Here is a 13407-nt window from a genome sequence, read left to right on the forward strand (position 1 = left end):
GAAACTCGCAATGAACAAGGGGTTGAAATGCCTGCTTTTGAGCTTTGCCATGTCGCTGGCCAGCCAAGCACAGGCGCACATGCCGGGGCCGGCGCACTGCACACGCAGCGCTAATCTGCTGGCGTGTGTAGACGTCGACGGCAATGCCTATAGCGTCAATACGGTAGGCACCACGCTTTACCTGCGCGGATTCGAGAAGGACGGCCATCGCTATTGGGCGCAGACCAACAGCCGCTTCGGCCAATTGACCTTTTTTACCGGTATTGCCTCCGATGGCGAGGCTTGGGTTGGCTATACCCGCCGTGTCGGCTGGACAACCATCAACCGCTTCTCCAGCTCGGGAGGGAGCAGCGCAAGGTTCACTTGCAGCCGGATGACGGGCTGCTAGTGAAATCCTTTTCATGAAAAAAGCATCGCTGAATGTATTGTTATAATGTAACGTAAATAGAGATCAATACGACGGTCTCAACCATGAATGCTCTTATTCTCCCGGATATCGCCGCCCAATCTGCACGCTTGGCACTGCCCCTCGACTGGGTAGGCATGCGTGGGATTGCTCTACCCGTTGTGCTTGAAGGCCAATGCCTCAGCGCCAGAGTCGACGCTGGCGTGAGTCTCGACGATGGTGAAGCGCGTGGTATTCACATGTCGCGCTTGTATCTGGCACTCGAAACCCTCGAACAGCGAAGCCTTTCTCCCGCTTTGCTACATGAGGTACTCAAGTGTTTTCTGACAAGCCATCAAGGTCTATCCGCCTGCGCGTATCTGAATATTCACACCGAATTGTTGCTGAAACGGCCAGCGTTAGTCAGCCCCTTGGCCGGGTGGAAATCCTATCCAGCGTCCATTTCAGCGAGCCTGAAACAGCAAATGTTCCACGTGGAACTAAAAATTGAACTGCCCTATTCCTCGACGTGCCCATGCTCCGCAGCCTTGGCAAGGCAATTGATCCAGCAGCAATTCGTCGACGATTTCGCCAACAAGGCTCTGCAACACGCAGATGTTTTGGCATGGCTTGGCTCAACCAAAGGGATCGTAGCGACGCCGCACAGCCAACGCAGCTATGCGCAACTGCACCTGCATCTCGACAGTTTCATCGACGAGCTACCGCTGACCGCGATTATCAATGACGCTGAAGCGGCCCTCGGCACCGCCGTACAGACCGCAGTAAAGCGCCCCGACGAGCAAGCCTTCGCACTCGCCAATGGGCAAAACCTGATGTTCTGCGAAGACGCCGCGCGCCGCCTCAATCTGGCACTGCAGCGCACGCCCGGCATCAACCAATTCCACATCCGCGTGATCCACGCCGAAAGCCTGCATGCCCATGACGCCGTCGTCGAAAGCAGCTGGCGACGGGAGCAAAAATGATCCGCTGCCAATCCTTGGTCTGGGGCGCACCCGGCCAACCGCTGACGACGCCTTTGAGTCTTGAGTTCGAAAGCGCCAGCCTGACCGCAATCATCGGCGCCAACGGCTGCGGCAAAAGCAGTCTGCTGAAAGTCATCGCCGGTTTGCAGAAGCCCTTGGCCGGCAAGGTGGAAATGGCTGTTCCACGCCAAAGCGGCATTTCCTTTCTGCCGCAACAGCAACATTTGGATCGGCAGTTTCCAATCAGCCTCGAAGAGCTCATCGCCGCAGGTTTCTGGGGCCGTCGGCTCTCGACACAGCTGCGCACGCAGCGACTGAAAAACGCATTGGAAGACTGGCATTTGAGTGGGCTCGAACAGCGTCCGTTGATGGCCCTGTCCGGCGGTGAGCTACAACGTGCCCTGCTCGCGCGACTGAGCCTTGCTGACGCCCCGGTGCTGTTGCTGGACGAACCGCACGCCGCACTCGACGAACTCGGCCAGCAATTGCTCTGGCAACACATTCACCACTGGCACGCCGAGGGCCGGACACTGCTTGTGGTCTGCCATGACCTGGCGGCTGTCCGCCAACAAATTCCGCATACCCTGCTGATCAAAAACGGCCACTGCGTGTACGGAACCAGCAGAGAACTGATCCAGCCAACACCGCACATGCAGGTCGCCTGATGCTCGCCACCGTCAGCCATTTCTGGCAGCCGTTCAGCGAATTCGTGTTCATGCGCCGCGCCCTGCTCGGTGGTCTGGTGCTGGCGTGCAGCACGGCGCCCTTGGGTGTTTTTTTGATTCTTAGACGTATGAGCTTGATCGGTGACGCCGTCGCGCACGGTATTCTCCCTGGTGCAGCGCTGGGATTCTGGTTTGCCGGTTTGAGTCTTCCCGCACTCACCCTCGGTGGCTTGGGAGCCGGTCTGAGCATGGCCGGACTCGCGGCTTGGATCACCCGGCGAACGGGGTTGCGAGAAGATGCCAGCCTCGCCGCGATCTATCCGATCTCACTGGCCAGCGGCGTTTTGATCCTTGGCATCGCCGGCAAGCGCCTCGACCTTCTGCACTTGCTGTTCGGCTCAGCGTTGGCCGTAGACGGGCCGACACTGACCGGCATGCTGTGGGTCTCGGCGGTCAGCCTCATGGCGATGGCGGCGATCTACAAACCTCTGCTGCTGGACACACTGGACCCATTGTTCTTGCGCACGGTCAGTCGTCTCGGACCACTGGCTCATGGCGTGTTCCTGACTCTGGTCGTGCTGAATCTGGTGATCGGCTTTCAGGCCATCGGCGCACTGATGGTTGTCGGCCTGATGATGCTTCCGGCTGCTGCGTCGAAATTTTGGAGTCGCCGCCTACCGCTACTGATCGCCATCGCCGCGGTCATGGGCTGCGTGTCTGTGTGGCTCGGCTTGCTGCTGTCGTTCTACTACTCGCTGCCCAGCGGCCCGGCCATCGTGCTGGTCGCGGGGGTCGGCTATCTGCTGTCGGTGGTGTTCGGACCGGTTCACGGTTTGCTGCGCCGCCCGCCTTTGCTCACATCCCAATGAGGTGTTTCCCGATGCGCGCTCTACTCGTGCTGTTCAGCCTGATGCTGTCGATGTCCTTGTCAGCCGCCGAAAAACTGCCGGTGGTCACCAGCTTCAGCATCCTTGCCGACATGGTTCATCAGGTCGGCGGCGAGCACGTTGAGATCACCAACATGGTCGGCGCGGACGCCGATGCGCACACCTACGAGCCGACACCGGACGATGCCAAGGCGTTGCTCAAAGCCAAAGTGATCATCAAGAACGGCCTCGGTTTCGAACCTTGGCTGGATCGCCTGGTGACCAGCACCGACAGCAAGGCAACGGTGATCAGTGCCAGTCGCGGGGTGATTCCACGTTCGCTCGATGAAGATGGCGAAACCGTTCCGGATCCACACGCCTGGCACAATCTGGCGAACGCTGAGTTGTACGTCGCCAACATCACCAAGGCGCTGATCGCCGCCGACCCGGCCAACAAGGCTGACTACGAGCGCAACAGCCAGACCTACCTCAAGCAGATCTATGCCCTGCTCGCCGAAGCCAAAAACAAACTCGGCGCGCTGCCGCCGGGCAATCGCAAGATTGTTACCAGCCATGATGCCTTCGGCTATTTAGGTCAGGCCTATGGCATCGACTTTATCGCGCCACAGGGTTTGTCCACCGAGCGCGAGCCGTCCGCCGCCGAAGTGGCTGCGCTGATCAGGCAGATTCGCCAGGCCAAGGTCAAAGCGGTGTTCATGGAAAACATCAAGGACGCGCGTCTGCTCAAGCAGATCGCGGATGAAAGCGGCGCACACATCGGTGGCACGCTGTACTCGGATGCACTGGCTTCCACCGGGCCTGCGAGCACATTTACCGGGCTGTTCGAATACAACCTCAATACGCTGTACAAGGCGTTGAGTCAGCCATGACCTGAGGTGCACTTCCGATCTATTCGCGAGCAGGCTCGCCCACAGTTGGAATGGGTTCCAACTGTGGGCGTCGCAGAGGTTTCAAGCGCGGGGTTTTACCGTGCCGCAATCCTGACCCAGCCACACCGCACGGGTTTCCAGGCTGCCCTTCTGGTTGATGCCGATAGCGTTGAAGGTGCCATTGGCAACGGTGGTGAACTCGCGGTCACTGAGGAACGTCGCCACGCCTGTGCCCTGGGCTTTCGGGCAGCTGAAGCGGAATTTCCACTGGTTGCCGGTGCGCTCGGTGATCTGCTGCTTGCAGCCCGATTGCGGGTCGGCCAACGGGATGTCGTTAGTCGCCACCTGCTGCGGCGTCAGGCAAGCGCGGATGCCTTTGCCGCCGATGTTGATGCCGTTTTTCTCCAGCGCCGCGCGCTGCTGCGGGGTGATCTGGCCTTGAATCTGGCCAAGAATCGATTGCACATCCATGGCCTGATCATCGACCTTCAGATTGCTCGAAGACATTTCCCACAACCCCGGCTGCAGCATTTGCGCCTGCGCAACCACCGGCAATGCCAAACCCAGGCCCAGCGCCAAACCCAGCAGACGAACGTTCATCGAGTAACTCCTGATCAGTTGTGGCCGTTAGACGCCGGCCGGTTGCGTCGGTTCATGCACCGATTAAATAGAGACATTCGCCGCAGAACATGGTCTGTTAAGCATTGCATCTCGCGGAGCAAGGCTGCCCCATGGATTTTTTCGGACCGCACATTTTCGGTTACCTGATCGCCCTGTTGCACACACTCGGTTCGATCGCTGCGATCCATGCGGTGCTCACCGTGCGCACTGCGCAAGGCTCGATCGCCTGGGCATTGTCGCTGATCTTCATTCCCTACCTCACGCTTATTCCATATCTGGTATTTGGTCGCAGCACCTTCGATGGCTACATCAAGGCGCGGCGCCAGGCCAACGAGCAGATGCGTCTGGCCATTTCCGAATTGAACTGGCGCCCGTGGGTGGAAGAAGCCTTGGCCGCTCGCGCGTCGAGTGCCTACGCCTCACTGCGCGCAATGCCGAAACTGGGGCGCATGCCGTGCCTGGCGAACAACGAGGTGCAACTGCTGGTGAACGGCACCGCGACCTTCGATGCGATTTTTCAGGCGATCGCACAAGCGAAGGAAGCCGTGCTGATCCAGTTCTTCATCATTCACGACGATCGGCTCGGCCAGCGCTTGCGTGATTTGCTGTTGAAGAAAGCCGCCGAAGGCGTATCAATTCATTTGCTCTACGACCGCATCGGCAGCCATGCCCTGCCCCATCATTACGTGCAGGCGCTACGTGATGCCGGCGTCGAGGTCAAAGCCTTTGCCACGCGCAGCGGCTGGCTCAACCGCTTTCAGGTCAACTTCCGCAACCACCGCAAAATCGTTGTGGTTGATGGCGTAGTCGGCTTTGTCGGCGGGCATAACGTCGGCGATGAATACATGGGTGAGAAGCCACCATTGGCGCCGTGGCGTGACACCCACGTCAAAGTCCGCGGGCCGGTGGTGGCCTGCATGCAGGAATCGTTCGCCGAAGATTGGTTCTGGGCTGCTCGTACTCTGCCGCCGTTGATCCTTCCGGATGCGTATCCGGAGGACGGCGTGCTTTGCCAATTGCTCGCCAGCGGCCCGGCGGATGCCTACGAAACCTGCTCGCTGTTTTTCGTCGAAGCCATTCACGCAGCAACACAACGCGTATGGATCACCAGCCCTTACTTCGTCCCGGACGAAGCGGTGTTCGCGGCATTGAGGCTGGCGGTGTTGCGTGGCGTCGATGTGCGCCTGTTGTTGCCGTCGCGGCCTGATCATCGCATCGTCTATGCCGCCTCAAGCCTGTATGCCTTTGAAGCGGTGCGTGCCGGCGTGCGGGTGTTCCGCTATCGACCGGGTTTTCTGCATCAGAAAGTCGTGCTGATCGACAGCGAAATCAGCGCCATCGGCAGCGCCAACCTGGATAATCGCTCGTTCCGCCTGAATTTCGAAGTGATGTTGCTGACCGTCGACAGTGAGTTCGCCGCCGCCGTGGAACACATGCTCAATGACGATTTCGCCCAAGCCGATGAGGTGGCCAAAGAAGAAAGCCGGGAGATCCACCGCCTGCAACAGGTCGGCATGCGGATCGCCCGGCTGATTTCGCCGATACTCTGAGCGCCCCGTTTCAGGGGTGGTAGATGTCGTCGCGGGTCCAGGGCAGTTCGTGGCTGCCATCCGGATGCGCTTTCACGGCGAGGATCTGATGCAGATTGATCCAGCCCCGGGCAAAGGCATACGCGCAACCGGCCAGATACAGACGCCAGATACGCAGTGCTTGCTCAGGCACCAGTTTCGCCGCAGCTTCGAGGTTATCCTCCAGTCGCTCACTCCAGTGATCGAGCGTGCGCGCGTAGTGCAAGCGCAAGCTTTCGACATCGACGATTTCCAGCCCGGCTTCACTGATCTCGGCTGAGATCATCGCCAGATGCGGCAGCTCGCCGTTGGGGAACACGTACTTTTCGATAAAGTCGCCTGCGCCGCGTCCAACCGGGCGGCCATCGGTGTGTTTGGCGGTGATGCCGTGGTTCATCACCAGGCCGCCCTCCTTCACCGCGCCAAACAGCGTTGCGCAATACTCGGCGAGATTGGCATGGCCAACGTGTTCGAACATGCCGACGCTGACAACCTTGTCGAAGCGGCCGTCCTGCGGCAGATCGCGATAGTCGAGCAATTGCAGTTCGACCTGATCTTCCAGACCCTCGGCCTTGACCCGCTCCTGCGCCAGCGCCAACTGCTCCTTGCTCAAAGTAATACCGAACACCTTTACGCCGAACTCTCGCGCCGCATACCGTGCCAGACCGCCCCAACCGCAGCCAACATCCAGCAAATATTCGCCCGGCTGCAAGCGCAGCTTGCGGCACAGATGGCGGAATTTGGCTTGCTGCGCCTGTTCGAGGGTTTCGCTACCGGTTTCGAAATAGGCACAGGAATACGCCATGTCGCTATCCAGCCAGAGCTGGTAGAACGCATTCGACAGGTCGTAGTGATAGGAAATGGCTTTGGCGTCGGTGTCTTTGTCGTGATGCGCACGCACCGGCTGACTCTCTTCGTCTTCGTCGAGCAGCGCATGGCTCAATTCATCGCAAACCCGGATGACCTCGCTGATCGAGCCCTCCAGTTCCAGCTTGCCTTCGACGAACGCCGCACCCAGCGCATCCAGGCTTGGGTGGGTGAATTGAGTAACCATCTGCGGGTCCTTGACGACGATGGTTACGCTGGGCGTCGGGCCCAGATTGAACTCGTGGCCGTCCCAGAGTCGCAGGCGAAGCGGTAACTGCAGATTCTGTAAGGCCGGTGGAAGTTGCGCGAGCATGGAAAATCCCCCCTTGTTTCAGACGTCTGATCTGAGGGTAGACCAACCTGGAAAAATAGCAGGCTATCGATTCGATCGGCCTTGTCTATCGTGATCGGCACATCGGCTGAACGCCACGGGCGACGCGCCTTACGATAGATGACTGCCTGCGCACTCGGCGGTTCGATGAATTTTCTTTCATTTAGCCTAAGCGTCGAGCCTGAGCAATGGCTCCTGAAAGCGCAGCAAACGTCCGGCGTTGCCCAACACCAACAGGGTGCTCAGGTTATGCAGCAGCGCCGCGATCATTGCCCCGGCCGCGCCAAGCCAACCGAACGCCGCGAAGACCACGATAGCCAGCGTCCAGCCGAGGCCGATAATCACGTTGACCTGCAAAGTACGCCGGCACTGACGACTCAAGCGCACGCAAGTACCGAGGCGACGCAAGTCGCTGCCGATCAAAACGATGTCCGCCGACGCCAAGGCAATGTCGGCCCCGCCAGCGCCCATCGCCACGCCGACCACGCCGGCCTTGAGCGCGAGCGAATCGTTGATGCCGTCGCCTACCACCATCGGACGAAAGCCGTGATCGATTTCCTTGAGCACGCGATTGAGTTTGTCCTCCGGAAGCGCTTGCGCCTGGACTTCGTTCAGCCCGACTTCCTGCGCCAGGGTCAGTGCAACGCTCTGACGATCACCGGTCAACAGGAGTTGGCGTCCCAGCCCCAGTTCGCGTAACTCGTTCAAGGCGAAGCGCGCTTCGGGTTTGATGCTGTCTGCTAGCAGCAGCCAGGCGAGGAATTCACCGTTCAAAGCCAGGCCGGCAATCGGGCCATCGTGGTCAGGAACGAGGGTCGTTGTGATGCCCAGTTGCGCGAACAACTCTGGACGACCAAGCGCAGCTTCGCCCTTCCCTGTCATCGCAACTACGCCCAGGCCTTGGCGCTCATGGATGTTGGTCAGAGGCCAATAGGCTTCCTGATCGGCCATCCCGGCGAGTGCCCGGCTCACCGGATGACTGCTCGCCGCGCCAAGACTGGCGGCCAGTGTCTGCACTTCGGCCGTGTCCGCATTCAGGCTGTCGATCGACTGCAAACGCAAGGTGCCGTAAGTCAGCGTGCCGGTCTTGTCGACCACCAGCGAGGTCAGATCGGCGAGTTCTTCGAGGAACGCCGAGCTGCGAATCAGAATCCCGTGACGCGCGGCGACGGCGACACCGGCAATCGCCGTGGCCGGCGCCGAAAGCACCAACGCACACGGACACGCCGCCACCAATACCGCGAGCATTGATTGCGCATCATGAGTGACGAACCAGGTTACCGCCGCCAGCAACAAGACCAGCACCATGTAGCTGCCGGCATAGCGTTCGAGCAATCGCGTGATCGGCGGTTTCGAGCGCTCGGCGTTTTGCATCAGGGCGATGACTTTGCCCAAAGTGGATTCGTCGCCGGTGCGAGTGACTTCGACGCGCAGCAATCCATCGAGGTTGATCGCGCCGCCGAACACCAGCATGCCGACGCCGGCTTCCACCGGAACCGACTCACCGGTAATCGACGCGGTATCAAGGCTCGCCTGCCCCGATAAGATCCGACCGTCCGCCGGCACCCGATCACCGGCCCGCACCTCGACAACATCGCCAGCGCTGAGCGTGCCGTTGTCCACTTCGATGATCGAACCATCTGCTTGCAGCTTGCGCGCATGGCTGCGGGTCAACTGGCCAAGCGCATTGATCGCTTCCTGGGAGCCGATCACGCTGCGCTCCTCAAGCACATGGCCGAAGATCATGATGATCGGCAACAACGCCGCAGTGAGCAGATCACCGGTCGCCCAGGCACCGAGCATGGCCAGCGCGATCAACTGATCGGTGATGCCGTGCAGGCTTGGGTAACGCAGGCTGTACCAAGCCGACCGCATCACCGGAACCGCTACCAGCAACGAGGCGAAACCGAGCAGCAACTGGCTGACACCGATTTGCTCCGGGAGCATCCAGCGCCAGAGCAACCCCAGACCCAGCAATCCGAGCGCAAGCATCGCCAGGGTCAATTGGCGCGCGGCGCGACGTTGTTCGGCCGAGGACAACAGGCCTGGGGCAGCGGTGGTCGCCGTCATTGACTGGCTCCTTGAATGATCAACCGGGAATCGTCTTTCGGATTGACGGTGGTGACCGACCCGGCCTGATCCAAGATCTTCGGTATGCGCTCGCGATACAGACGCAGGAGCATTTGCGGGTCGGTAGACGTGGCCAGACTCGAGACGGTTGCGGTATCGGTCGAGGCTTTTGCAAGACGCTCGCCTGCCTGCGCGTGAGCCACCTGGAGCGTGCGGTCTGCCTGTTCGTTGGCGGACTGGGCAAGTTTCTCGGCATCGGTGCGCGCGTTAGCCACTGCTTTGTCAGCCTGCTGACTGGCCGTCAGAACCGCATTGAAGGCACTGACCGCTGGCTCCGGCAGACTTGATTGCACATCCACCCGCGACACCTCAATGCCAATACCCTGGCCGCTCGCCTTCAGTTCAGCGAGTCGCGCGTTGATGCCTTGCACCAGATCACCGCGCAATCGCTCACGACGCTCGGCCGCCTGATTGTCGGCGCCGATCAGTTCCGGGCGAGCGACCAGAATGGTGTCGAGATCTCGCGCGGCGGTCAGGGCCACGGCGCTGCGCGTCACCAACCGATCGAGTGCTGGCAGCACATGTTCGCCCTGCAACACGAACGCATAGGGATCGGAGACTTGGTAAAACACTCGCACGTCCAGTTGCACTACGCCGGCATCGCCGGTCAATAAATAACCAGACCCGGCGAGTGCATCACTCAATGGCGTGGCGAAGGACGCCACCCGGTCAGCCGTCAACGCCTCGTCACTGCGCAACAGATTTTCCACTCGGCGCTCGATCATCCGATCCGCCGCCGGCAACAGAACCACCTGTTCAAAGGGTTGCGGCCACGCCCATAACAGCCCGGCATTCTGAACGCGATCCAGCGCGCCGAAGTGCAGCACCACGGCGCGGTTCTGCGGATCAATCTGCCGGACATTCGAGAACACCCATGCCAGTGCGGCCAAAACAGTGATCGCATACAGGGCGATGAAGGTCAGACGACCGGCCTGAATCCACGGACTGTTCAACGCATGTGTTCCACGTGGAACTTCTTCGCTCATGGCTGCGATCCAGCTTTGTTGTCGAGCGTCGGTGGGCCGTCGACCAATACGCGGAAAGGTGCGGCATCGGTGCGCAGAATCAATTTGGTGTCCGGCGTGACGATGGTGCCGAGGGTATCGAGGGAGCGCAGCAAGTTGTAAAGCTGCGGCGAACTGGCGTAAGCGCGCCCATAAATCTGCGCAGCCTCGACCCGGGATTGCGCTTCGATATCGGCGGCTTTCACCGTCGCATCGGCCTGGACGATCCGCGCATCGCGCTCGGCGGCGGAGCGAATTTGCGCCGCTTCGCGTTTGCCGATCGCTGTACGTTCCGTAGCAATGGTTTCACGCTCGGCACGCATGCGGTCGACCGTGGCGCTGAGCGTGACCGATGGCAAAGTCAAACGCTCGATACCCACCTGCACAACGCGCACGCCATATGTAGCAAGCAACTGTTGATCGATCTGCTGACGCAACTGCGTTTCAAAATCGCCGATGCGCACTTGTTTGGCATCAGTGTTGACCAGATTCGCCAGATCGAAACTGCTGGCCGTGGTCTCCAGCGCTGAGCCGACAAAGGTTCGAATCTGCCGCGCCGCTTCGTCCGGCTGATTCTGCACGGCACGCATGAAACGCTGCACGTGTTCAGGATCACCCTGCACCTGCCACGCCACGTAGGCCTGAATGATGATGCGCAAACCGTCCTTGGTGCCGACGTCCTGCAAACCACTTGAGGTGGTACGTAGACGCAAGTCCACCGGGATTGCCGCTTCGAACGGTGCCGGCCAGCGCCAGCTCAAACCGGGATCAAGCAATACCCGCGAAGGATTACCGAAACGGGTGATGACCGTGGCTTCACCGGAGCGCACTTGCACCAGACTTGCGGCGGCAATGGCAAACGCCACCAGCAACGCAGCCCAGCCCATACGCCGCCACGGAAATGGTCCGACTTCTGGCACCTCGCCGTGATGGTGGTGATGACCATGATGATGGTGATGCCCGCCGTGGCCGTGGTCGTGGCCGCTGTGGTCGTGAACGTCATGAACAGGCGACTGGCTCAATGGGTGGCTCCTGGTTGAGCGGTGGTACGGGCGGGCGACGGATCAGTCGGCAGTGTGAAAGTACGCAGATCGATGGTTGGCGCATTTGCGCTCCCGCCAAGTCGATGATCGAGTATCAGCAACCTGGCTTTACTCAAGCCCTGACTGAGCTGGCTGAGATATTGCTCCAGCACGAAGGCCTGGCCAGCACTGGCGAAGGCTTTCTGGTCGGCGCTGAATTTCAGGTCGGCGGTTTGCGCAGCGGCATTGATCTCCCGCGCATTGGCCGTTGCCTGATCCCGCGCCGTACTCGCCTGCAACTGCGCCTCGTTAGTGGCCTGCGCAGCCGCCCCGCGTTCGCGAGCGATCAACGCCTGCGCGCCGATCTGCGCCGCTTGCACACTGTGATAGGCATTCGCCGCGCCGGCCGGTGGATGAATCGCTTCGACGACTGTGGCAAGGATCTCCACGCCACTATTCAATCTGTTCAGATCCCTTTGCACTGCGCGACCGATTTCCTCGGCCAGCCCTGTCCTGTCGTCGCCGAGCAGACCGTCGAGGGTGCGCGAGGCAAAATCGTGAACCAGGATGCGGCTGGCGGTGCTGCGAATCAGTGTCGGTACATCGGCGCTGTTATAAGTCGCGGCGAGTGCCGCCTCGTCGTTCAAACCGATGCGATAAACGAAGCGCACGTCCATGTTGACGATTTGCAGGCCCTGTTGCGCGCCGCGGCTGCTGGCGATGACCTGGGATTTGTCGTTGACGTGGCTGGCGTCCCACAAACGGTTGGCGGTCAGCGGCGCCGGGCCTTCAGCGGAATCGGACTGCACGGCGATTGGCTTGTCGCCGACACTGGTTGCCAGTTCATGAACCACACCGTTTTCAACGGAAATCACACGCCCGAATGGCCAAGGCAAGCCGCTATGCAGACCCGGGCCGAAAACCTGTTCCGGTTTCCCGAAGCGCTGGTAGATGCCGCGACCTTGCAGGGGAATTTCATGTACGCCGCTCAGCAGCCAACCGCTCAGGGCGACCACCGCCAACACCGGCAACAAGGCCCGGCGCATGTAACTGAAGGCCCAGATATGGCGCAGATCGATGCCGAACCGATTGTGCATTTCATGCTGCAACGCCAGTAACGGCTGCGGCGGCCAGCGCAGCATATCGGCGATAAAACTGCGCGCGAGCAGGGTCGGTTCCATTTGTTCACGCCGCGGGCTGAAGACAGACAGTAACGCGCGCAACAGCAGTTCGCCGGCAACCAACATTGGCAGGACTGCGCTGAGCACCGCCACGCGTACCGGCCAGACTGCGCTTTCGCTGGCAAACAACAGACACAGCGCACCGATCAACAGGGTGATGATCACCACCCGGGTCAGTTGCGCCAGCGCAGCCGCTTCCGGCCATTGCGCCGGCGGTTCCTGCGCCAGGTGCCGCTCCAGCACCAGCAGGGCAAACGCCAGCAACAACGCCAATGCCGCACCGATGCTCGCCAACAGCCCCAAGGCCGCCGCAGGCAGCGTGAGATTCCACACCTGCTCAATACCAAGCAGAACCAGCAACGCCCAGCCGCCGAGCCACAACGTCGGCGCACCGATATGTCCAAGCAGATGGCGGCTCTGCTGACTCAATCGCTCCAGCAGCCTTTCGTACCAGCCCTCGGCTGCGGCGCCCTCCTCCACGACGGTCGATTGCGAAGCGGGCGGATGCATTACCCGCGCGCGCCATCGCGTCACCCACCACGCCGATTGCAGGCCGGCGACCAGTGCCAGCAACGCTGCGCCCTGATTGACCAACAACGGCAACCACAGGGATTGCGGCGCAAACAGGCCGACGAAAAAAGCCAGCACCCAGCCCGACGCGGCCACTGCGCCGAGTCCATACGCCAACCGACGCAATTTGCGTGACTGCACGGCTGCCTGCTGAAAGCGCGGCAGCCCGGTGACTGGCGTGGCGTCCAACTCAAGATCGACTTGCATAACACCCCGAAAATATAGGCTCTGCGTTCATAGCGTTACGATATAACGCAAACTGTGAAATATTCGTACACAATTATGCTTATTCAAGGATGCCGCAGCTGTCGCTTGCCTGAAGCC

Annotated in this window: 12 protein-coding genes; 6 read left to right on the plus strand and 6 right to left on the minus strand. The window is 60.5% G+C overall.

What is annotated here, in order from left to right; translation table 11 throughout:
• Positions 1-10: 10 nt before the first annotated feature.
• The 5 genes from V8J63_RS02155 (at position 11) to V8J63_RS02175 (ending at position 3789) form a co-directional block, all read left to right on the plus strand.
• Positions 11-388, plus strand: coding sequence for a glutamine synthetase (locus V8J63_RS02155; protein WP_073470857.1), 378 nt, complete (start codon positions 11-13; stop codon positions 386-388).
• Between the two features lie 83 nt (positions 389-471).
• The gene (gene folE2 / locus V8J63_RS02160) at positions 472-1368 is read left to right on the plus strand and encodes a GTP cyclohydrolase FolE2 (RefSeq protein ID WP_336463494.1); all 897 of its coding nucleotides are present in this window, start codon (positions 472-474) and stop codon (positions 1366-1368) included.
• Positions 1365-2033: a metal ABC transporter ATP-binding protein gene (locus V8J63_RS02165; protein WP_130902816.1), complete on the plus strand. Its 669-nt coding sequence runs from the start codon at positions 1365-1367 to the stop codon at positions 2031-2033. Before folE2 ends, V8J63_RS02165 begins: the two co-directional genes overlap by 4 nt.
• Positions 2033-2902, plus strand: coding sequence for a metal ABC transporter permease (locus tag V8J63_RS02170; RefSeq protein WP_130888840.1), 870 nt, complete (start codon positions 2033-2035; stop codon positions 2900-2902). The genes V8J63_RS02165 and V8J63_RS02170 overlap by 1 nt, the downstream gene beginning before the upstream one ends.
• 11 nt (positions 2903-2913) lie before the next feature.
• Positions 2914-3789, plus strand: coding sequence for a metal ABC transporter substrate-binding protein (locus V8J63_RS02175; RefSeq protein ID WP_016772437.1), 876 nt, complete (start codon positions 2914-2916; stop codon positions 3787-3789).
• Between the two features lie 81 nt (positions 3790-3870).
• Here V8J63_RS02175 and V8J63_RS02180 read toward each other — a convergent pair whose 3' ends face one another.
• Positions 3871-4389, minus strand: a complete 519-nt coding sequence (locus V8J63_RS02180) for a DUF3617 domain-containing protein (protein WP_016772436.1) — start codon at positions 4387-4389, stop codon at positions 3871-3873.
• Positions 4390-4520: 131 nt separating this feature from the next.
• Here V8J63_RS02180 and cls point away from each other — a divergent pair, with 131 nt between their 5' ends.
• Complete coding sequence (cls, locus tag V8J63_RS02185; RefSeq protein WP_016772435.1) at positions 4521-5960, plus strand: cardiolipin synthase; 1440 nt, start codon at positions 4521-4523, stop codon at positions 5958-5960.
• Between the two features lie 10 nt (positions 5961-5970).
• Here cls and cfaB read toward each other — a convergent pair whose 3' ends face one another.
• The 5 genes from cfaB to hflK (V8J63_RS02210) form a co-directional block, all read right to left on the minus strand.
• Entirely contained in the window at positions 5971-7158 is a 1188-nt protein-coding gene (gene cfaB, locus V8J63_RS02190) for a C17 cyclopropane fatty acid synthase CfaB (protein ID WP_125927529.1), read from the minus strand.
• 186 nt (positions 7159-7344) lie between these two features.
• On the minus strand, positions 7345-9246 hold the full coding sequence (locus V8J63_RS02195; protein WP_130888841.1) for a cation-translocating P-type ATPase: 1902 nt from the start codon (positions 9244-9246) through the stop codon (positions 7345-7347).
• Positions 9243-10292 (minus strand): protease modulator HflK, encoded by a 1050-nt coding sequence (hflK, locus tag V8J63_RS02200; protein WP_130888842.1) that lies wholly within the window; start codon positions 10290-10292, stop codon positions 9243-9245. Before hflK (V8J63_RS02200) ends, V8J63_RS02195 begins: the two co-directional genes overlap by 4 nt.
• A complete protein-coding gene (gene hflC / locus V8J63_RS02205; protein WP_130888843.1) occupies positions 10289-11332 on the minus strand; it encodes a protease modulator HflC in 1044 nt (347 codons plus the stop codon). The genes hflK (V8J63_RS02200) and hflC overlap by 4 nt, the downstream gene beginning before the upstream one ends.
• Complete coding sequence (hflK, locus tag V8J63_RS02210; RefSeq protein ID WP_336463495.1) at positions 11329-13290, minus strand: protease modulator HflK; 1962 nt, start codon at positions 13288-13290, stop codon at positions 11329-11331. Before hflK (V8J63_RS02210) ends, hflC begins: the two co-directional genes overlap by 4 nt.
• Positions 13291-13407 lie beyond the last annotated feature (117 nt).

This window comes from Pseudomonas sp. CCNWLW23, from assembly GCF_037095675.1.
GTDB lineage: Bacteria > Pseudomonadota > Gammaproteobacteria > Pseudomonadales > Pseudomonadaceae > Aquipseudomonas > Aquipseudomonas atacamensis.